We start from the raw sequence: 22021 nt of genomic DNA on the forward strand, positions 1-22021 counted from the left end.
TTTTTTAAACTTGAAAAAAGCTCTACTGTATGAATATAATACTATATAAGTTTAGGTAATTTTATACTTTACGAGTTGATTTAGAATAGCGTAGTAGAAAAAAGAAAAGGACTATTATTCCTAATAATATCATCCAAACTGAAAGACTTTTGGATCCTTGATACTTATCCACCTCTCCTAATAATATAAAATTAGCCCAATAGTAAGGATGTTTTTTATTCGGTTCTGTTTTAGAAAGATAATCTAATTTAGATTGATGTAAAGCTACATCTGTTGCTTGTCCTGAATGTATATTTTCTAGGAAAGAAGTCGTAATGAACAGAGAGCTAGCCTCAGTAGCATTCCATAGACTAGACAGAATATTATGTGCACCTCCTAGTAGAAACGATTTACTCATTCCCTGAACACCTTCTCCACTATATATTTTACCACTGGCAGAATGACAAGCGCTGAGTAATACCAGATTTGCTTTTAACCTGTTTCCATAAAGATCCTGAGAAGAAAGTATAAACTCTTGATGTTGGTCATCAAAAATAATCGAAGATCTACCAGGATCATCCATATCCACTAAACCGTGTAATGAAAGATGAATGATATCGGCATCTGTACTATGTGATATGAAATTTTCTAGAGAAGCTTGATCATTTATAAATGTTTTTCCATCAAAAATTGCAGCACCTCGTTTTATTTCTTCTTGTGATAAAGCAAGTTGCGTCAGGTTTTCGCTTCCGAAAAAACGTTTTCTAGCCTTCAGTTTTTTATTGAGGTTTTCGCTATATTTCGTACCAAACCCAATATAATTATAGGTACGGTTTTGTTGTTTTCTAAATAACAATGAGATTGAATAGGAGTAGGAGATACTGTAGTCCTGAATCAAATATTTTTTAGGTGTTTCATCAGGATCCGTCAACGCTTCAAAAGATAGCTTATGTAATTGGCCATCAGGAATAATGCAAATACGATTGATATTCGAATCGATTTTTTTTAATCCCTGTTGTAAACATCGTTCAAATATTAATTTAGAGAGTTTCTCGGATACTTCAAATGCTGGGTTATGACATTGTGCTATAAAATCGTCAAGAGCTTTTTTAATAACAGTATCATAAGGTGTACTAATAGAGAAAAAATCATCATTTGTAAGCCAAAAACTATACATGGTATTATCCGAAATAAAATATTCTATAACGACCATATCTTTTGGTAAATCTTCTCTAATTTCCTTTAACTTTGGGGGAAGAATAAAGGTGTATTTTTCTTTGAAATAATCGGGTTCTTTTTGTTCTATTTCCTTTAAGTACTTGTCTAATTCATATTGTGCTTTGGTATACGTGTTTAGTAAGGAATCTTGATTGTCTATAGCCTCCATAAGTAATGCTTGTTGTGTATGCATCTCTTCACGGAGGGTTTTTTCTTTTTGAAGAACTTCTTTAGATACATTGGATTTAAAAGCATCAACCTGATTTAACTCATATTGCAACACGATAGCTTTTGTTTTTGAGGAGAAATAATAGGCTTCTTCTAGGTAGTACGTATTGTTAGTAATCTCGTATAGTTGTAAGGCATCTTCTATAGCTTTACCATAATGCTTGAACTTTAGATTTAAAAAATCCAGTTTGGATTGTTCAAATTGAAATGATACTAAACTTCTGTTAATAACAGAATCTATTTTATGCTGTGTACTAAGCGCTTTCTTTAAAAATTGGACATCCTTTGAAGCTTTATATTGAGCTTCGAACGCTCGGATTTTTAACTCTATTAATCGAATAAGATGAGCATCATCAAGCGCTTTAGATATTCTTATAATAGGTAAGTTGTCTTGATCAAAGCTACCAACAGGGACCAACATTTTAAATTCTTTTGAAATATAATCATCTGCTTTTGCAATATCCCCTTTCCGTATTAAAATATCGCTAAGATTTTCATAGACTCTACCCATTTGTTTTTGATTCCCATCCTCTGAGTATAGTTTTTTTCGAATCTCTAAAACACGACCCATGTCTTTTTCAGCAGCATTAAAATTTCTTTCATCTGCATGGATCATAGCTATTATTTCTAAGGCAATCGAATAATAAAAAGGTTCTGTTTCCTCATTTAGTATAAGTAACGATCTCTTTGCCATTTCTTTTGCAGACTGATACTCTTTTAGTTCAAAATATGTGCTACCCGCATTTAGATATACCATCGCTAGATTAAGTTGTGGAATTGCTTCTGGAAAAGAATTGTAAATAGAAAGTGCTTCTTTAATATATTTTTTTGACTTATTATATGCTCTAAAATTATTATTCATTGCTATAAGGTTATTTAAAGCATCAAATTCTTTAAATTTATTGCCACCTTGTTTTCGATATAGATTTATAGCATTTTGATAATATAGTTCAGCACGAAAAGCATCGTTAAGTTCTTTATAAAATCTACCAATTCCATGATATTTTCTGGCTAATTTTTCACTTGGGTAATTAGTGTCGTTTTCAAAAATATTCAAAGCTTGATCTATATATTTTTTAGCAGCTTCCATATTGTTGAGGTATTGGTATGAAACACCAATATTATAGATCGTATTAGCTTTCTCTGATGCTGGTACCTGTGGACAATCCTCCCAAGAATTTAACACTTTGTCTTTATAATATGTTATCGCTTCTTTTTCCCGGTTTAATTTATAATAAGACACTCCGATCTTATGCCAGATTTTTCCTTTTTGATAGCAATCAAGTTCTTGATAACGTGCTTCCTTTTCGAGTTGTTTAATCAGTTGTAGATTGTCCTTATAGTACCCTTGTCTGATATTTTGATTGATCTTTTGATATTGTTCTTTAAAAAAATCATTGTCATTAGTCGAGGCTGCTAAGGAAACAGAAAGAAATAATAGAAAATATGTGGTAATGATAAAGGTGGGGTTCAAAACCATAAGTTAGTTATTTGATAAATACGTAAACTATAACGCTAAATTTTTCATTACTAAGGTAATGAAATGTTAAAAATATAACAATTCTATGTGAAGTTTTAAATGATTAAAACTCAAAAGAGGGATACATGATTAAAACCATATATCCCTCTCCAAATGCAGATTGATTATGTTTTATCTTTTTACTACCGTATGTGTACTTGAATTATCTTGTGTGTATATTTTTACAAAATAAAGTCCTGGTTTCAATTGTTTAGTTTTGGTGATATTAATTTTTTGAGGGTTGTCAGTAACATACAAAAGGTCTTGTAGAACTAATATGCCACTTTGATTGTAGATGGAAATGGTAATTGTTTCATTAATAGGTTCTTTAGTTTCAAATTGAAGCATATCACTAAAAGGATTTGGAAAAAACATAGATGGAGATTTTGTAATCGTATTAGTTTTTTGAATCCGATTCGTGCAATTGGTGTTTAGTTGATTAAATGCTGCAGAAAAATTGATGACTCCATTAGCAGCTACTTTTCCAAACAAACCTGATGAGGTTGTGGATGTGTTTATCAATGCACAACGAATCTGTTGATGATCAAAAGTTGCTTGATGTGTACCCAGAATGGCAGCAAGTGCCGTAAGATTAGCGGTAGCAAAAGAAGTTCCTGATTGATATCCTAGAGTTCCAGTTAAACTGGGACCAGGAATGTTTTCTCCTAATAGTGCTACATCTACCATTTGTTGACCATAACTACTAAAAAGACTCAACTTGTTAATACAGTTCGCAGACGCTACTGATAAAATATTGGCATTTGGATAGGAGGCAGGAAATGATATAATGTCATTAATATCATTATTTTCATTAGTGTTACCTGCTGCTGCTATAACCATAGCGCCCATCTGTTCTGCGTAATCAATGGCCATTTTTAAGGGTTTGCCTGCTGGATTTACGTTATAGTTCTGATAACTAAAACTAAAGTTAAGAATGTTAGCTCCTTCATTTACAGCATCTAAAATTGCAGGAACGAGATTAGAAATGTATCCTCTTCCGAGATGATCATGAGTTTTTCTGATGTCAAAAGAAATGGAGGACATAGCTCCTTCTTGTTGATCAAGGATATGGTGTATAATACCAGCTATATGAGTACCGTGTCCATTTTGATCATTAACCACTGACTCCTCATTGTTGATGTAGTCATATCCCGTATATTCTCCAAGAGAAAAAGAATAACCCGGATAGTTAATATCAGATTGTGGTTTGAAACCTGTATCAAAGATAGAAATTTTTATAGGGGTGTTACCTAATGAATGTTGAGGCATGGTATTCTGAAAACAGAAGTTTTGGATATTCAATGGAGGTTGTGGTACAATATGACCGATGTTAAAATCAGTTCCATCTACATCAGTTTTACTTTCGGCATTGGTTATTTGCCCATCTATATTTGTTATATTTTCTCCTTGTGCATTTCGATAAGGAAACTTTATAGTATTCCATAACCTTAAGTTAATTTCTTCTCTATACCAAATCTCTTCAGAGTTGAGTTCATCAAGTAATCTATCTACTGCTTCTTGGGTAATAGTTGGAGAAAGTTTTACAAAATATAACGAAGGGTGTTTGATCACTTCTTCCTCCTCTTCTTCCTCATCCTCATCGTCATCGTCGTCATCGTCATCGTCGTCATCGTCATCGTCGTCATCGTCATCGTCATCATTGGATTCTAGAACATTAGATTGTTGATTTTTAAGATTCACATCATTTTCCTGACTTAGAATAGGTTGTATACACAATAAGAAAAAAAATAAGTTTAAAAAATACCTCAAGGTTTTCATATGTAATTAATTTAAGTGGTTTGCTATAGTAATGAGAAGTGTTAGCATGTTTATAGTTAGTAGCTATTCTTCATTCAATTCTTTTAATAATTGTTGTGCGTTTTTGTAATTCCAGTCCGTACTGTTTATTCTTTTTAGTTGAGTTAAAGCATTATCGTTTTGCTCATCAAGTATATATGCGATAGACTGATACCAGTTTAACTCCTGACCATAACGATCACTTATGGCACGTACCATTCTAAATTTCTCAATTGCTTCTATGTATTTTTTGTCTAGAAGTAGTGCTAACCCGTGATAATAAGTATCTTCTTCTTTTTGTGTTTTCATATTCTGAAAATATTGAATGGATTGAGCATAATCTTTATTATTAAATGTGAGTATTGCCAATATTCTGGTTTGATTTTCATCAGAAGCACCTTTAGAAGTTCCAGGATGTAATATCTCTTGCTGGGACAAATATTGTTGTGCCAGTATTTGCGAATCCGTGTTTGTTTTATCTAATAGTTGTAATGAAATAATGATACTTATACAAGCCGCAGCAGCTAGGAATATTTTTAGATATCCGGAAGAAAAAAACTTTCCTTTGCCATTAGTTTTACTTCTTGTGATGCCATATTCCTGAGACAACTTTACTGCCCATTGCGCCCTGAGATCTTCATCCAACTTTTTTTTCAGGATTTCTCCAAAAACTACATCTAGTTCTTTTTTTGGAGTATTCGGATCTAAAAATTTATTTAATTTATTTTCCATCTGCTTATTATTTAATTGTTTTTTGATTATGAAACTTTCTCTAGCATTGATTCATATTCGTGAATAGTATTTAATCATTGGGTTTTAAAATTGTTTTTAAGTTAAACTGATCTTTAAGTTTTTGTATACACCGCTCTTTTTGTTTTCGTATCGTTGCTGGGCTTTTTTGAATTTCTTCTGCTATTTCTGATAATTTCATTTTTCCATAAAAATGCCAGGTAAGCAGTTGTTTACACGAATCTCCTAATAACTGCCAGGCAATATTGAGTTGGCTGAGATCTTCGGATTCTAAAAAGTCTGTATCTTCCTCTTGAGTCAATGACAGTACATCATCTATAGATGTTTTGTTTTTTCGTTGATTTCTAAGTAACATCTGTGATGCCATTTTTGTGAACAGAAATCGTAGATTCCCATATTGAAGTTTTCCTTCTACAAAACGAGTTCTAAATTCGATAAGCGTATCCATAGTTGCATCATAAGCATCATCTTGGGTAGCTTTGTATTCTCTACGAAGGTATTTAACGGTTTCTCCAAATTGTTTTAGAAATACTTGCTCAAAAAAATAGGTATCATTCTTTTTCAGATCGACTACAATTTTTTTAAATGATACTTCATTCAGTCCAAAATTTTTATATTCCATTCCTATTTGATTTAGCCTTTTTACGATATTATGTGCCAGACTAAGTAATTATGAAAAAAGGTTTGATTCTAGAATTACTTATCTCTATAAGTCATAAAGTTGAAAAACGTGACATGATAAAATGAAAATTTTTTAAAATTCATTTTTATCGATTATTTATACTTAGTAAACGATTAGTTTTATCATCCAAAACCTATAAATGAAAAAAAACAGTTCTTTGATTTTTAGATACTTAATTTTGTCTTAAGTCTAAAAAAAGAAGTTTAGAAATATTTATGCTTGTTCTGGAGGAGGAATAAGAATATCCAGATGAATATTACATATGGAATTTTTTTTTGAAGGATATAATGTCTTCCTATTATATGGAGCAGCGTAAGAGCTTTCCTTGATAAGTCGTTCTTCTATTTTTTTATCTTCCTTTTCCTGTATTTCCTCTTCTTCAATATCTTTATCCCAATTGTGGTTAACTAATTCATAGTCATCTCCAATAAAAAAAGAAAAAGTTTGTATTGCTGGTTGAATGATTATCGAATATATTAATAGAATGAATACAAATTCACTAAGAAAATAAATACTGCTTTTGGTCTTATTATTCATTGTCTAATAGATTTACAACCAAACTAATAGAAAGATATATTGATTTTTTTGTTGGATTAATCATGCTTATCTTCCTTTCTTAATTACATAGTATCCAATTTATAAATATAGCAGTATTGATTTTTTATTTACTAGTTAGATTTTGGGTTAACTAGATTTTAACAATAATAAAAAAGTGTAATTCATTAAAAAAGAGATCGTTTCATACCTTGAATCTATTAGTATTAAAACAAAGTCGTTGTTTAATGAATTAAAGAAAATCTTTAAAGTTTAACAAAACTTAAGGATGTCTAATCGAGAGACAATCGATGTTTTTATTAATAGTTCACCCATTTTTTAAATGATGAAGTCTTACTATTAGAAGTATACACTATAGTATCAATTTCTTGTAACACTATTAATAACCTATTTTTAATATGTTTATCGTATTTTAAAATGAAATTTTTGTTGATAATTTCACTTCTATTAATTCTATAAAATAGGTTTCCGTTTAATTGACTTTCAATTTGAGCTAAAGATTCATTGATGATATGTTTTCTTTTAAGTATATCAATAGCGATCACAAAATCTCCTTGTGCCTGAAAATATACAATATCACTTACTTTAAGTAGAAATACACCATCTCTCTTTTTAATAGAAAATGTAGACTTATAAGGCTGTTTTTGAGTAGTAAGGATATATTTTAATTTATCTAAAATTGCATCAGAATTTTTTAGATCATTTCCGTTACAAAGCAATAAAAACTTATTCCACGCTTCATTAAAAGCTTCAGAAGTATAAGGTTTTAATATATAAGCAATTCCATTTGTCTTAAATGCATCTACATAAAATGTATTGTAAGCAGTACAAAAAATAATCGGACAATCTGGTTGTATGTGTTCGTAAACTTTAAATACATTTCCATCCAACAATTCAATGTCAGAAAATATAACATCAAGAGCTGGACTATCGATCAAAAAACTTATTGTTTCTTGGATACTTCTTTTCCAGGTAATTTTTGGATTATCAGTTACAGATTCAATAGCATCGATTAATTTCTCTCCAGCTCGTTGTTCATCTTCCAATACTAAAATGTTCATGTCAGTGTATATTTTTAATTAATGGTAGAGCTACAGAAAAAATGTTTGTGTCAACAATAGAAATTTCTTTACTACTTAGATGTTGATATCTTGATTTTAGATTTTTCAAACCGGTTCCCAAACTCTCCGTAGTATTCATCTTAGGCCTTTTTTCATGATGAATGCAAATTTCTTCCTGATGTACTTCAATATGAACGGCTAACGGAGTATCTAAAGATCCATGATTGTGTTTAACAACGTTTTCTATAAGACTTTGAATTGTGGTAGGTGGAATTAGATACTGGTAAAGATCTATGGTAGCTTTTGAGATCATAAATTGATAAGCTTCTCCATAACGTTCTTTTAATAGAAATATGTAATCATTAATAAAATCCCATTCTTCCTGAAGGCTTACCACATCCTTTTCAGAAGTTGTTAATATGTAGCGGTATATAGTAGATAGTTTGTGCAAATATTCTTTGGCTTGCTTGGGATCTCTATCAATTAGATCATCAAGAGTGTTTAAATTATTAAATAGAAAATGGGGATTGACCTGAGATTTTAAAAAAGCAAGTTCCATAGCCGTTTTTTCAGCTTTTAATTTGTCGATTAGTGTATTGTTTAGAATCCAATCTCTAGTAAAACGATATGCAAATGAAAACTGTAAACATAAAACAATAGGAGTAAGTCTACCTAAAATAATATTATCATAACTATTGAATTCTCTTATAAACTCCTGAATGAAAGTAGTAGGAATTCCTTGGATATACAGATGTAAAAGAATTCTAATACATTCTATAACTATTATTATCAATGAAGTGATCAATATATACAGTAACCATTTTCTTTTCTTTAAATATTTTGGAATAAACCAAAATGCATTGAAATAAAAGAATAATGGAAATAATAGTATTGAAAATTGAGACACTGTTTCAGGYCTTATACTCCTATCAAACCAATTGATTGTCCAAGTAGCATGAATAGATGCGAAATAGAATATCCAAAATAGGATATGAAAGTAAAATTCTTTGTTTCTGAGTATGCTTTTTATTTCTGAACTGCGCATCTATCGATTTGGATATGTTATAAATATAAGACGATATTTCGTATAGTTTGTAACAATTATTGCTGGTTTTTCGAAGTGAAAATACCCTAGTTCGAAGCTGATTTTTCCCAGTTCAATGGAATGTTTAGAAATCCAAGTAACATAAGATCTTCATTAGCGTGTAATAAGTAATGAAGAAAGCCATAATAAATACGCTGTTTTGCTTTATAGTTATGACTATCAATATAATGATAGAGTTATATCCGATAGCACAATTATATACCAAATATTATATCTGTACTGCTAGAGTACAAGAAGTAGTAGATCATATCGAACGATATAAAAAGGACGTTTTTTTTGAGGTAGCACTTTCTAATGACATTCTCGAAATCGAGAATTTTCAAACTGAATTCTGTAGTAAAAAATATATAAAATTATGAGTTTACGAATACAAGATTTAAGAAAAACGTATTCCAATGGTGTAGTCGCCATCGATCATCTTAATTTGGAAATCCGTAAAGGGATGTTTGGTTTATTAGGACCTAACGGAGCAGGAAAATCATCATTAATGAGAACCATTGCCACCTTACAACAACCTGATGAAGGTGCTATTGGATTTAAAGATTTTAGCATTTTGGATCATCCTATGAAACTTAGAAAGTTATTAGGGTATTTACCACAATCTTTTGGGGTTTATCAAAAAGTATCTGCAGAGAAACTACTAGATTATTTTGCCATATTAAAAGGAATTGCTTCAAAAAAAGAACGGAATTTAATCGTAGCGAAAGTTTTGGAGCTTACAAATCTTTATGACGATCGGAAGAAACATGTTAGTGGTTATTCTGGCGGAATGAAGCAGCGTTTCGGAATTGCTCAATTATTACTCAATAATCCTGAATTGATTATTGTGGATGAACCGACTGCAGGATTGGATCCAGCAGAACGAAATAGGTTTTTAAATGTATTAAGAGAAGTGGGTGCAGAAAACACAGTTATATTTTCAACGCATATCGTAGAAGATGTAAAAGAATTATGCACCGATATGGCCATTATGAATCACGGTAAAATTCTTCAGAAAACAAATCCTTCTGAAGCTACAAATGCTATTAAAAATCAAATATGGTCTATTTCTATTGCCAAAGAAAGGCTACCTGAAATGATGGATAAATACAATGTTTTGTCTTCTAACTATAATGAAGATAATTCTTTGCGTATTCGAATACATGCTTTGGAAAAACCTTCGGAAAAGTTCGAAGCTGTAGACCCTAATTTAGAAGATGTGTATTTCATAGCATTGCAAAAGTCTAACCAATAAAATTTAGAAGTAATGATCAAGCATATTTATACATACGAATTAAAATATTGGTTTAAAAAACCGGTTTTGTATCTCTACACTATTGTATTTTCAGGATTAGCATTTATAGCAATAGCAGGAACTGGAGGTTTGTTTGATTCACCAACAACAGGTAATGCAATAAGAATAATTAATTCGCCTTTTGAGATAAATTATTTACAGCAGTATTTTAATAAATTAATGCTATTCTTATTACCCGCAATTATAGGTGCAACGATCTATAAAGATTACAAAAACAATACGCATAGTATTTTGTATAGTTACCCAATTCAAAAGAAAGACTATGTGCTTGGCAAGTTTTTAAGTGCCTTAACTTTAGTTTTCTCAATAGCAACAGCTGTAATGCTTGTTATGATGATCACCGAACATTTGCCTGGTTTAGATCCAAATAAAAGAGGAGATTTTCGTTTGGAAGGGTATCTACAAACATTCTTACTTTATACAATTCCTAATCTATTTTTTTATGGAAGTATTGTTTTTGCAACTGTAGCCTACTTCAGAAATTTGTATGCTGGATTTATCATTATTTTGATGCTATTCTTCTTACAAAATATAACAGAAAACATATTTGATGGAACTTGGATAGCACTTTTAGACCCTTTTGGGCAGAACACAGTCCTTTATGAAACACAATACTGGACATTAGAAGATAAGAATACCAAAACATTACCTATAGTAGGAATGCCCTTATATAACAGATTGGTTTGGTTGATGATTGCAGTAACTATTATTGGGTATGTGTATCGAAAATTTGCTTTAATAGAGCACGCAGTAGGAACATTATTTAATAAGAAAACAAAAAAGACAACAATTAGAAAAATTACTAGTGAGATTGATACTATTCGATTGCCTAAAGTGTCTTATACATTTTCCAGGATACAGGAATTAAAAAACAGTTGGTTATTAGCCAAGGCTAATTTTAGAAGTATTTCAAAGAGCTGGATGTTCTATATAATAGTTGTTTTTGGGGTTTTAGCAGTTCTTTTTGCAATAGCAAGAGTTACCAATAATAGTGAGATNACAATATTACCAGTAACGAATGTAGTGCTAACGATACCAGCATTTTTCTTTACCAGTATTATTATGCTATTGACCTTTATTTATAGTGGTATGCTTGTCCATAAAGATAGAGCATCTCAAATGCATCAATTGGTAGATGTTACACCAATAAGTAATATGACATTACTAGTGTCCAAAATTATTGCTATTATACAAATGCAAGCAGTTCTTCTTTTGACTATGATGTTATCTGGTATAATCATTCAGATGTATAATGCTTATTATCATATTGAGTTAGGATTATACCTTTTTGATTTATTTGTTGTAAAGTTTAGTGGACTCATCATTTGGGCTTTTGTTTCGGTTTTTGTGCATACGCTTTTTAGAAACACTTATGTAGGGATTTTTGTCCTTCTTATGGGATGGTTTGGTATATCAGGATTAGAACAAATAGGAATTGATAGCTTTTTGATATTGTTCAACTTTTCTGAACCCATGCAATACTCTGATATGAATGGGTATGGTCATCAATTGACTCCTTATTTTTTAGTAAAGATATATTGGTTTCTTTTTGCAATACTAGTAACGATCTTTTCATATGTCTTATGGAATCGGGGAGTTTCGTCAACTATGAGTGAACGATTTTATATGTTAAAAACAAGGTTTAAGAAAAATGTGAAGATCTTTAGCATATTAGTTTCACTATGTTTTTTAATTGTGGGATTCAAAATTTACAAGGAAGAAAACAGCCAAGTAGAAGTATCTACAAAACAACAAAACAAGGCATTTGAACAATTCGAAAAAAGTTTTTCTAAATATGCTTCCGTCACTAATCAACCTAAAGTTACTGATATTGACTTAAACATAGCTGTTTTTCCAAAGACGAATGAATTAGTTGTAAATGGGAAATACATCTTAATAAATAAATCGGAAAAAGCAATCGATACAATTTTAGTGAAAACAGGTTTTGATGAAGTCACTTCTTTCAATTTAGATAAATCTTCAGAAATTATCGATGAAGACACTTATGTCAAGTTCTCTGTAATAAAGCTAGTAGAACCATTACAACCAAATGATAGTATACGCTTAAGTTTTACTCTAAAAAATAAACCGAATACACTTTTTAAGAACCATGCAGGGATTTTAGGTAATGGAACATTTTTTAAAAATAATATCTTTCCAAGAATCGGTTATTTTCTAAATGCTAATAAAAAACATCCAAGTGATAGTACAGCTATGAACAAGCATTACTATTCTTTGGATTCAGATTTTATTCATCTAAAAACTGTTATAAGTACTTCTAAAGATCAAACGGCAATCGCACCTGGATATTTAAAGAACCAATGGACAGAAGATGATAGGAATTACTTTGAGTACGAAACAGATACCAATATTAAAAATTCATTGAGTTTTAGTTCTGGAATCTTTGAAATAGTAAAAGAAAACTACGAAAATGTAGATTTAGAAATTTATCATCATAAAAATCATACGTATAATCTTTCAAAAATGATGGAAGGATTAAAAGCGTCATTGGATTATAATACTAAATATTTTGGAGCATATCAATTTAAAGAGGCAAGAATTGTTGAGTTTCCAATAACCGAAGGGACCTATGCTTCTGTAATGGCCAATAGTATTCCCACTTCAGAAATGCGCTTTATAGCTAATAACGCGAATGAAAAGATAGATATCTCGTTTTACACGATTGCTCATGAGTTAACACACCAATGGTGGGCTAATCAATTGGTGCCTGCAGATGCTTTGGGAGCTATTATGCTAAGTGAAAGTATTACAGAATATATATCCTTGCAGATTTTTGAAGAGCATTATGGTACAGAGAAAAAACGTGATTTCTTAAAAATGCAACATAATAGATATATACAAGGAAGAACTAAAGAAATAGATGAAGAACCACCGCTTTATTTGGCAGAAGGAGATCAACAATATTTAGCATATGGAAAAGGAACTGTTGCGTTGAATACCTTAAGTCATTATTTGGGGAGAGAAAAAATGCATATGGTTTTAAAAGATTTCTTTGATGTATATAAGAATAAAGAAGCACCTTATCCAACATCTATAGAATTAGTAGAAAGACTAAGAAAAGCCACTCCAGATTCTCTGAAATATATGGTGAATGACCTTTTTGAAACAGTAACATTTTATGATAATACTATTGAAAACGTAACAGTGAACCTAACGAAAAATAATACCTATCAAACAACAATTGATTTTACAATTTCAAAATATAGAAATAAGGAAGAAGAAACTTTACTTGACCTAAATGATTACATAGAGATTGGTTTTTATAATAAACAAGGGAAATTAATAGAGATAGAGACTATAAAGGTCTCTACCTCAAAAAGTAAGGTGACTTTTAATGTAAAAGAAAAACCTTATGAAGTGGTGATTGATCCTAACTTTCTTTTGATTGAAAAGGAGGTTAGTGATAATAGATATGATTTATAATTATCTAATTATCACAACGCTTTGCCACGATAGAATTCTAATACTTTTACACGTAATAAGTATTCATATTGTGCATTGGTAAGATTGGTTCTAGCATTGTCCAAATTGTTTTTACTAGTGATATATGCGATAAAATTAGAAACACCATTATTAAATCGTATTTCGTTTACACGATAAGATTCTTCAAAAGCAGTTACCTGATTCTGTAAACTTTGATAACGATTATAAGCAGTTTGCATATCAAAATGTACCTGATCAATCGCATTTTTTACTTGTTGTGATGTTCGTTCTAATTCGATGAGGGATTCTGCTGCTCTAATTTTTTCTAAAGCGACATTGTTTTTTGCTCTAAATCCATTAAAAAGAGGAATATCTACGGCAATACCTACCACGGTATTCAGGTTGTTATCAAATTGATCTAAGTATTCGATACTTTCTCCTCTAAACTGTGTTTGATCCGTAAAAACGGAAAGCTCCTCGTTATTCACAGTTACGAAATCGCCAGTTTCTATAGTTTCTGTTCCTATTTCGGTAAAGGTTTCGGCTACACTAGAATAATTCGTATTTATTTGACCAAAGAACGAAATCTCAGGAATGTATTGGGCTCTTGCTACCTGAATTCCTTTTTTCGCAGCTTTTACTCTTAGTTCTTGAGCTTTAAAAGTGGCTAAGTTTTGCATGGCATCTTTAAATACATCATCAGAACTAAAGGTATATTCTTTAAAATCTAATAAAATCGATCCCTTATCTACAGAGATATCAGTGTCTATATTCATCAATTGTGCAAGACTCAATTTTGCATTATTCAAACTACTCTCGGCAATTAGAATGTTAGTTTCATCAATAGTCTTTTGACCTTTGATATCGGCAAAATCAGCAGGGTTTCCAAACTCTTCATTATACAAATCTTCTTGTTGTTTTAGTTGTTTACTTGTAGTCACTAATCGGTCTTTTGCCAGTGTTAACACATCTGTTTGATTAAGTACTTGTAGGTAGGCTAATGTAACATTCAGAATCAATGTCTGCTTGGCTTCTTCAATTTCCATTTCAGATGCTTGTCTATTATAGCGTTGTTGTTTTATGGTATTTAAAACTCGAAAACCATTAAAAATCGTAGCATCCAGATTTAATCTTGCATTAGAGAATGTAAGCTCCTGATTGATAAAATCATTGGTAAACGGATCAATACTTCTACCATTGTTTACTCCGATATTGTAATTACCATTTAGGCTTGGAAGTACGTTGGCTTTTGCCTGTCGATGATTGATTAATGCTGTATTCGCACGCAATGTAGTAGATTTTAGATCTAGATTGTTTTCTAAAGCGATAGCTATACATTGGTCAAGAGAGTACCTTTCTGTGTCTTTTCTTTGTGTAAATCCTGTAAAAGATAAAAGAAAAGCACTGATATAAATAATTGATTTCAGTGACATGAGATGTTAGATTATTCTGTGACGATACGTCCGTCTAATAAATTAATAATTCTAGAACCATACGAAGAGTTTTTTTCGGAGTGTGTAGCTTGTATGATGGTTACTCCTTCTTTGTTTAATTCAGAAAATAACTCCATAATTTCTGTACTTTGTTTGGAGTTTAGATTTCCAGTGGGTTCGTCTGCTAATATAAGCTTAGGCTTCGTAATTAAAGCTCTTGCAATACCTACTAATTGTTGCTGGCCACCACTCAATTGCGCTGGAAACAAATCTTTTTTACCTACAATATTAAATCTATCCAGCATATCGGCTACTAATGCTTTTCGCTCTGAAGATTTTACGCTTTTATAGAGTAGGGGAGTTTCGATATTTTCATACACATTGAGTTCATCGATCAGATGATATGCCTGAAATACAAAACCGATATACTCTTTGTATAATTTGGATCGTTGTTTTTCTTTTAGGGTATGAACTTCTTCGTCCAAAAATCTATAATTCCCTTCTGTGAAGCTGTCTAACATTCCGATACAATTAAGTAAAGTAGATTTTCCAGATCCAGATGGTCCCATTAGGGATATAAATTCTCCTTCTTTTACCTCTAAGCTAATGTTATCTAATAAGGCTATTTTCTTTCCTCCTGAATTGATTACTCTAGAAGCATTGTTAAGTTGTAAAATCATAATTGTTTTTTGCTGATGATTATTTATGTTGTATCATTCGATTTTGTGAAAATTATATCAATTTGAGTTTCAATACCATTGACAGGAACTAAAAAGTAAATTTTCGTTATGTTTTCTCTATGGCAATTGAGCTATAGATTTAGTGTTCTTCTGAGAGATTCGTCTTGGACGAATTGTAGTAAAGACTCTTGAATTTTCTTGTCTCAGATTAATATAATTTTCATTGATCGAATTCATCTTGTTTTGTTTTCTATTATTGAATTTCTGAAATTGCTACTTCTCCAAAGTTTAATCCTTTATGGATGCTTGCATCACCTTTGTAATATAGTTTTGCTTCTCCAAAAGCAGTAAGCTTAATTTTATTAGAGGAGTTAATCTTAAACTCAGCTTCACCAAAAGCTTTGAGTTTCGTGTTTTCATTGTCAACTCCAACTAGATCAGAAAAGCTTTCTCCAAAGGCTGTAATTTTTTGATTTTCAATGGATCCTTTTTTAATTTTTAAGGTACTTGCTCCAAAGATATCCACATCCAAATATTTCAAATCTACCTCGTTTATAGTGATATCTGATTCTCCAAAAATTCTTAGTCTAAATGTGTCTGTATCCAATTTACTTTCACAAATCGCTGCCTGCTCTCCACGAACAGATAGCGTCTCAAGTTGTTTATAATGTACCGTAATCGTAAGTACTTTCCCTTTATAGATAGGTACTTTTCTTTTAACACCATTTTTTACAATGGTTTTATGCTTGGTAGTTTCTTTAGCATCATCGAGATATACCCGTAGTGTATTTCCGTTTACTTCGATATTTACTTTATCTTCTGGTTCTGTACTTTCTTCTATTACTACAGATTCTTCTGTGCTTTCTACAAAACGTGCTTCTATATGTGGGCTAATAATTACTTTATCAAAAGTAGCAACGTCTTTCTTTGTTTGTCCAGCTAATAACTGTGCTATGGATAAGGCAATAAGTGCTAAAAAATATTTTAAATGTTCCATGATGAATGAGTTTTTATGTTCGTTTTTATGATTGAATTGATGATAAAATTTTTATTCTGTTTTTAAACTTTTAATTGGATTTGCTATAGCGGCTTTAATGGTTTGAAAACTTAAAGTGATAATAGCGATCAGTAATGTAATTATACCTGTGATTGCAAAAACCCACCAGTTTAGTTGAATTCTAAAAGCAAAGTCTCTAAGCCAACTACTCATAAACCACCAGGAAATAGGAGTAGCTATGCAAAAAGCAAATACAATTAATTTTATAAAATCTTTCGAAAGTATTTTTACAATAATTGCCGTAGAAGCTCCCAACACTTTACGTATTCCAATTTCTTTAGTACGTTGTTCAGCAATATAGGTTGCCAATCCAAACAGTCCTAATGCAGCGATAATAACAGCAAGTATTGTAAAAATTAAAGCAATGGTACCGATTCTTTGTTCTTGTTGATACATATCAAGATAAGAATCATCCAGAAAACTATATGCAAAAGGCATTTCGGTAGAAGTTGCTTCATATTTCCCTTGAATTTTACCAATAAATCCTTCTACATCGGCTGTGTTAAATCGATATGCAGTTCTCCAACTATTATTCCCTAACCTAAGGCTCAAAGGACCTACATCATGACGTAAAGACTCGAAATTAAAGTTTTTAACTACACCAATGATGGTGTAAACTATATTTTGGTTACTATCCGTTGATTTATATAGTTTCTTACCAATTGGATCTTTGAATCCAGTTAAGGCAACTGCTTTTTCATTGAGGATAATTGCGGTAGAGTCTGTTCCAAAAGAACGAGAAAAATTTCTACCCGCTACAATTTCCATTCCCATGGTTTCTATATAGTCATAATCTGTTCGCCAGTATTGCATATTAAAACCATTTTCAGAAGTAGCTACACTTTCTGTACTAAAAGTGGTATCTGATCGTGCAGATGCTGATACTGGAATAAATCCTGCAAAACATGCTGACTTTACCTCAGGAAATTGTTCTATTTCTGATTTTAACGATTTACGGGTTTCTTCTGATAAATTAGAATTCTCTACGATTAGTACCTGATCCTTATTGAATCCAACATCGGTAGTCTGAATATGTTTAAGCTGTTGATACACTACAATGGTTCCAATAATCAGTATGATAGAGGTAGTAAATTGAAAAATAACTAAGAAGTTTCTTAAAGTATTTTTGTTCATCCCTTTGGCTAAATTTCCTTTTAATACACTTATTGGTTGGAATTTAGAAAGAAAAAATGCTGGATAAATCCCTGCTATAGGCCCTACAACAAATGGTAATACAATTAGAAAAATTAAAAAATGTGGTTGTAGTAAAGCTTTTATAGAAATTTCTTTTCCTGCAATGTTATTAAACCAGTCTAAAGAAAGGAACACAAATAAAATAGCGATAGCATGCGCTATTGTTACAATCAATGTAGACTCACTTAAAAACTGAAAAATGAGTGATTTTTTTTCTGTTCCTAATACTTTACGAATACCAACTTCTTTAGCTCTAACAGAAGATCTTGCTGTGGTAAGGTTCATAAAGTTAGTACAAGCAATAAGCAAAATAAATAAAGCTACCGCTGAAAAAATGTATACATATTTAATAGAACCATTAGCACCAAGTTCTATACTTTGTGATGAATGCAAATGAATATCGGTAAGTGGAATTAAAGAATATTCTAATTTGTTACCGGCAGCTTCAATATCTTCTAAACTTTTAATTTCCATGTATTGCGACATCTGTGGTAACAAATATTTTCCTAAAATTTCCTGAAAATTGGAGGCAAACTTTGTATGATCCGTACCTTCTTTTAATACTACATAGGTATGAAAGTTATGACTTAGGTAATTTCCGAAATCATAATTTACATTAGCCATAGGCATTAAAACATCAAGCTGAAAGTGTGAATTTTTCGGCATGTCTTTGATAATAGCAGTCACTTTATGAAGCGTATTGCCATTACTGTTAATTTCCAAAGCCTCTCCCATCGCATTATCTACACTACCAAAATATTTGATTGCTGCTGTTTCAGAAAGTACCACAGTATTAGGTTCCTGGAGTGCGATTTTAGGATTTCCTTTTAATGCAGGAAAGGTAAAAACATTGAAAAATGTTGAGTCTACATAGGCAATAGCATACTCGTTTATAATTTCTGTTCCTTTTCTAATTAATTTAGATCCTTCTGAAGCATATATTCTTGTATACTCTTCAACTTCAGGATAATCTTTTTTTAGAGTAGCACCCATTGGATCAGAAGTTACTGCCATGTGCATTTGAGTACCACCAAAAAGAATGTCAGAGTGGATGCGATATATTTGATCTGATTTTTCATGAAACTGATCATAACTTACCTCATCAGTTACAAATAGTGCGATAAGAATAAAACAGCCTATCCCTAATGAAAGGCCTATCGTATTGATAAAAGTAATCCCTTTGTTTTTAATAAGATTTCTCCAAGCTATTTTAAGATAATTTCTAATCACGATGTTGGTTTTATGTTGATTGTTGAATTTGATATCTATATAGTGAAGATGATGCCAAAAACATAAAAACCTGTAAATGTGGTAGTTATTGTTATTTTTAAAATCAAAAGTGTTCGATTTTGATACACTTTTTGTTCAAAATCGAACACTTTAAAAATACTAGTTAATGTGAGTTCGACTTAATAGGAACTACAAAACACTTATTTTAAAAGATTTGCATTTTTGTTTTGAAAAAACATCCTAATCCTTTCCGATGCTTGAACTCAGCCATCACTGCCATGATTTCGTTTCAAAAGAGAGGAGTCAAAAGTCCCTCTTTCGAAGAGGGGTTTAGGGAGATGTATTAGCTCGTTTATTGTTAAAGTATTCATTTTCATAATGGAAAGGAAACCAGCGCTTAATTTAAGGCTTTTATTATTCTGATCGTAATGCGGTTGTAGGGTTTGCCAAAGCAGTTTTAATTGCTTGAATACTTATGGTAACAAAAGCAATAAGAATAGCCACCAATCCAGCAATTACAAATATCCACCAATCTATGTGTATTCGGTATGCGAAATCTTGTAACCAGCGATTCATTAATAACCAGCCAATAGGAATTGCGACAACTATAGCAATTAAAACGAGTTTTAAAAAATCTTTAGATAGTAGTTTTACAATTCCCATTACACTGGCACCCAAGATTTTTCGTACACCAATTTCTTTTCGTCTTTGTTCTGCGTTAAAAATGGTAAGTCCCAATAATCCTAGACAAGAAATTAGAATTACAAACAGCGTGAATATTTTTGATAAGGAAGCAACTTTGTTTTCAGCCTCATACAATTGCTGGTATTCAGTATCTAAGAAAGAAAATTCAAACGGATATCCTGGTTGAAAATCGCTATGTAATGAAGCAATTTGATCTATAGTGGCTTCAGAAGGAGTTCCATTTAGTTTTAGCACGATATCAGAACCAAATTTTCGAAATCTTAAAATTAGTGGTTCTAATTTTTTATGTAGAGAACCATATTGAAAATCGGCTACAACTCCAATAATTTCCATTTTTTGATTACTCTTATCTATGATAGTACCAACAGGGTTTTGTAATCCCATCAGTTTGGCTGCCGAGGCATTTAGAATAATTTTGTTATAGTCATCATTGAACTCTTTAGAGAATCGTCTTCCTTCCAGAAGCTCAATACCCATTACCTCAGTAAATTCGTATCCAACTCTTGGAGAATGAAACATAATATTTTTATCAGAAGGATCGCCACCCCAATCAAATCCACCTTGGCCATCTGTTGCGTCCAAGATGCTTCCATTCATAAAAGAAGCAGAGACAACACCTGGAATATGTTGTATTTCATTGATAAAAGTTTCTAACTTATTGGTGTCTCCGTTATATGGAAAAGTAATGATATGATTACGTTCATATCCAAGGTTTTTTTGCATTACAAAATGCATTTGATTATTTACAATAGATACACCAATAATAAATATAATGGCTAAAGTAAATTGCACAATAACCAACCCTTTACGAATCCAAATGTCTCCAAAAGATTTTAATAACTTTCCTTTTAAGACGAAAACGGGCTGAAATTTTGCTAAATAAAATGCGGGATAACTACCCGCTAGTAATCCTGTAATTAATAATAGTCCAATAAGAGAAATGACTAGTGTAGGATTTATAATCAATTGAATTTGTTTGGCTGTAATTTGATTAAAGAAAGGCAATAACAATATCACAAGTCCTATTGCCACGATTAGAGAAATAAAGGTAAGTACAAAAGATTCTCCAATAAACTGAAATATCAATGCTTTCTGCCGACCACCTAATACTTTTTTGATACCAATTTCCTTTAGACGTTTACTTGCTTGCGCAGTAGATAAATTCATAAAATTGATACAAGCAATCAGTAAAATCAAAAATGCTATAATGGCAAATAGTCGAATATAGACAATACGCCCACCAGTTTGGATTCCATTTTCGTATGTTCCTTTTAGATAACGTTCTGAAAACTTTTGAGTAAACAGTGTAAACATTTCACGATTATCAACTTTGGTAGATAGATATTTGGCAATTTTTTTGTTGAAATTATCAATATCTGTTCCTTCTTTTAAAAGCAAGAATACCTTAGCATATCCACTTTTCCAATCTGTAACCCAACGGGATGCTTCTTTGAGTAAATCAGAATGAACTACTGCATCGAATTGAAGTGTTGAGTTATCTGGTATATCTTTGAATACTCCCGAAACTTGAACTGTTACTTTTTTTTCACCATCACTCCATTTATAGTCCCAATCCAAGGTTTTTCCAATGGCATTTTCAGGGCTGTTAAATAGTTTAGTCGCTAATTCTTCAGATAATACTACATTCTTTTTACTATCCAAAACAGTTTTAGTTTCACCAATTAATAAATCAAAAGAGAAGTTTTCGAAAAAATTTGGACTCGCAAAAATTCCTTGAGCTAGTTGTTCTGTATTCTGATCAGAAAATATACCTTTTGGCGTTATAAAATCAGCATTAATTACGGTAGACGATGTTACTTCTGGAAACTCCTTTACCAAGGATTCTCCCAATAAGAAAGAAGTATTGTCCATGGTTATGATCTTATTTTCCACCTCGAAATTTCCCATTACCTGATACAGGTTTTCCTGATTCTGATGGAAAGTATCTACGTTTTGTTCATCTTGTATCCAAAGAAATATGAGTATTACACATGCCAATCCTGTAGATAAGCCTACAGTATTGATTAGGAAACTGATCTTATTTTTTTTCAGGTTTCTTATAGCGATTAAAAAGATGTGCTTGATCATAA

General features: G+C 31.4%; 15 protein-coding genes. 3 read left to right on the forward strand and 12 right to left on the reverse strand.

All coding sequences use genetic code 11. The features are described 5' to 3' along the window. Window positions 1-61: 61 nt before the first annotated feature. From GBO31_RS26695 to GBO31_RS26725, 7 genes are all read right to left on the reverse strand, one after another. Window positions 62-2905, reverse strand: a complete 2844-nt coding sequence (locus GBO31_RS26695) for a CHAT domain-containing protein (protein WP_219011696.1) — start codon at window positions 2903-2905, stop codon at window positions 62-64. Window positions 2906-3076: 171 nt separating this feature from the next. Then, on the reverse strand, window positions 3077-4723 hold the full coding sequence (locus tag GBO31_RS26700; protein ID WP_219011697.1) for a S8 family serine peptidase: 1647 nt from the start codon (window positions 4721-4723) through the stop codon (window positions 3077-3079). A gap of 63 nt (window positions 4724-4786) precedes the next feature. Then, complete coding sequence (locus GBO31_RS26705) at window positions 4787-5473, reverse strand: hypothetical protein (RefSeq protein WP_219011698.1); 687 nt, start codon at window positions 5471-5473, stop codon at window positions 4787-4789. A gap of 70 nt (window positions 5474-5543) precedes the next feature. Beyond that, window positions 5544-6113 carry an RNA polymerase sigma factor gene (locus GBO31_RS26710; RefSeq protein WP_219011699.1) on the reverse strand — a complete coding sequence of 190 codons (570 nt, stop codon included), beginning with the start codon at window positions 6111-6113 and terminating at the stop codon, window positions 5544-5546. Window positions 6114-6386: 273 nt separating this feature from the next. Then, window positions 6387-6710 (reverse strand): hypothetical protein, encoded by a 324-nt coding sequence (locus tag GBO31_RS26715; RefSeq protein WP_219011700.1) that lies wholly within the window; start codon window positions 6708-6710, stop codon window positions 6387-6389. Between the two features lie 317 nt (window positions 6711-7027). Beyond that, complete coding sequence (locus GBO31_RS26720) at window positions 7028-7789, reverse strand: LytR/AlgR family response regulator transcription factor (RefSeq protein ID WP_219011701.1); 762 nt, start codon at window positions 7787-7789, stop codon at window positions 7028-7030. A 1-nt stretch (window position 7790) separates the two neighbouring features. After that, window positions 7791-8834: a sensor histidine kinase gene (locus GBO31_RS26725; RefSeq protein WP_219011702.1), complete on the reverse strand. Its 1044-nt coding sequence runs from the start codon at window positions 8832-8834 to the stop codon at window positions 7791-7793. Window positions 8835-9004: 170 nt separating this feature from the next. Between GBO31_RS26725 and GBO31_RS26730 the strand changes: the two genes are divergently transcribed. From GBO31_RS26730 to GBO31_RS26740, 3 genes are read left to right on the forward strand one after another with little or no spacing between them, the layout of a single operon-like run. Then, a complete protein-coding gene (locus GBO31_RS26730; RefSeq protein ID WP_219011703.1) occupies window positions 9005-9253 on the forward strand; it encodes a hypothetical protein in 249 nt (82 codons plus the stop codon). Beyond that, a complete protein-coding gene (locus GBO31_RS26735; RefSeq protein WP_219011704.1) occupies window positions 9250-10128 on the forward strand; it encodes an ABC transporter ATP-binding protein in 879 nt (292 codons plus the stop codon). Before GBO31_RS26730 ends, GBO31_RS26735 begins: the two co-directional genes overlap by 4 nt. 12 nt (window positions 10129-10140) lie before the next feature. Next, window positions 10141-13632 (forward strand): ABC transporter permease/M1 family aminopeptidase, encoded by a 3492-nt coding sequence (locus GBO31_RS26740; RefSeq protein ID WP_219011705.1) that lies wholly within the window; start codon window positions 10141-10143, stop codon window positions 13630-13632. 11 nt (window positions 13633-13643) lie between these two features. Here GBO31_RS26740 and GBO31_RS26745 read toward each other — a convergent pair whose 3' ends face one another. From GBO31_RS26745 to GBO31_RS26765, 5 genes are all read right to left on the reverse strand, one after another. Continuing rightward, on the reverse strand, window positions 13644-15065 hold the full coding sequence (locus tag GBO31_RS26745) for a TolC family protein (RefSeq protein WP_219011706.1): 1422 nt from the start codon (window positions 15063-15065) through the stop codon (window positions 13644-13646). Between the two features lie 11 nt (window positions 15066-15076). Continuing rightward, entirely contained in the window at window positions 15077-15745 is a 669-nt protein-coding gene (locus GBO31_RS26750) for an ABC transporter ATP-binding protein (protein ID WP_219011707.1), read from the reverse strand. A gap of 253 nt (window positions 15746-15998) precedes the next feature. Continuing rightward, a complete protein-coding gene (locus tag GBO31_RS26755) occupies window positions 15999-16742 on the reverse strand; it encodes a GIN domain-containing protein (protein WP_219011708.1) in 744 nt (247 codons plus the stop codon). 51 nt (window positions 16743-16793) lie between these two features. Continuing rightward, window positions 16794-19226 (reverse strand): ABC transporter permease, encoded by a 2433-nt coding sequence (locus GBO31_RS27360; protein ID WP_219011709.1) that lies wholly within the window; start codon window positions 19224-19226, stop codon window positions 16794-16796. Between the two features lie 414 nt (window positions 19227-19640). After that, a complete protein-coding gene (locus GBO31_RS26765; RefSeq protein WP_219011710.1) occupies window positions 19641-22019 on the reverse strand; it encodes an ABC transporter permease in 2379 nt (792 codons plus the stop codon). Between the last annotated feature and the right edge of the window lie 2 nt (window positions 22020-22021).

This window comes from Aquimarina litoralis (genome assembly GCF_019295435.1).
GTDB lineage: Bacteria > Bacteroidota > Bacteroidia > Flavobacteriales > Flavobacteriaceae > Aquimarina > Aquimarina litoralis_A.

Bases quoted from the DNA above. Each gene is read 5' to 3' on its own strand.
- GBO31_RS26735 (WP_219011704.1), top strand. From the start codon at position 9,250: ATGAGTTTACGAATACAAGATTTAAGAAAAACGTATTCCAATGGTGTA.
- GBO31_RS26765 (WP_219011710.1), bottom strand. From the start codon at position 22,019: ATGATCAAGCACATCTTTTTAATCGCTATAAGAAACCTGAAAAAAAAT.
- GBO31_RS26715 (WP_219011700.1), bottom strand. From the start codon at position 6,710: ATGAATAATAAGACCAAAAGCAGTATTTATTTTCTTAGTGAATTTGTA.
- GBO31_RS26700 (WP_219011697.1), bottom strand. From the start codon at position 4,723: ATGAAAACCTTGAGGTATTTTTTAAACTTATTTTTTTTCTTATTGTGT.
- GBO31_RS26720 (WP_219011701.1), bottom strand. From the start codon at position 7,789: ATGAACATTTTAGTATTGGAAGATGAACAACGAGCTGGAGAGAAATTA.
- GBO31_RS26695 (WP_219011696.1), bottom strand. From the start codon at position 2,905: ATGGTTTTGAACCCCACCTTTATCATTACCACATATTTTCTATTATTT.
- GBO31_RS26730 (WP_219011703.1), top strand. From the start codon at position 9,005: ATGAAGAAAGCCATAATAAATACGCTGTTTTGCTTTATAGTTATGACT.
- GBO31_RS26705 (WP_219011698.1), bottom strand. From the start codon at position 5,473: ATGGAAAATAAATTAAATAAATTTTTAGATCCGAATACTCCAAAAAAA.
- GBO31_RS26745 (WP_219011706.1), bottom strand. From the start codon at position 15,065: ATGTCACTGAAATCAATTATTTATATCAGTGCTTTTCTTTTATCTTTT.
- GBO31_RS26750 (WP_219011707.1), bottom strand. From the start codon at position 15,745: ATGATTTTACAACTTAACAATGCTTCTAGAGTAATCAATTCAGGAGGA.
- GBO31_RS26710 (WP_219011699.1), bottom strand. From the start codon at position 6,113: ATGGAATATAAAAATTTTGGACTGAATGAAGTATCATTTAAAAAAATT.
- GBO31_RS26755 (WP_219011708.1), bottom strand. From the start codon at position 16,742: ATGGAACATTTAAAATATTTTTTAGCACTTATTGCCTTATCCATAGCA.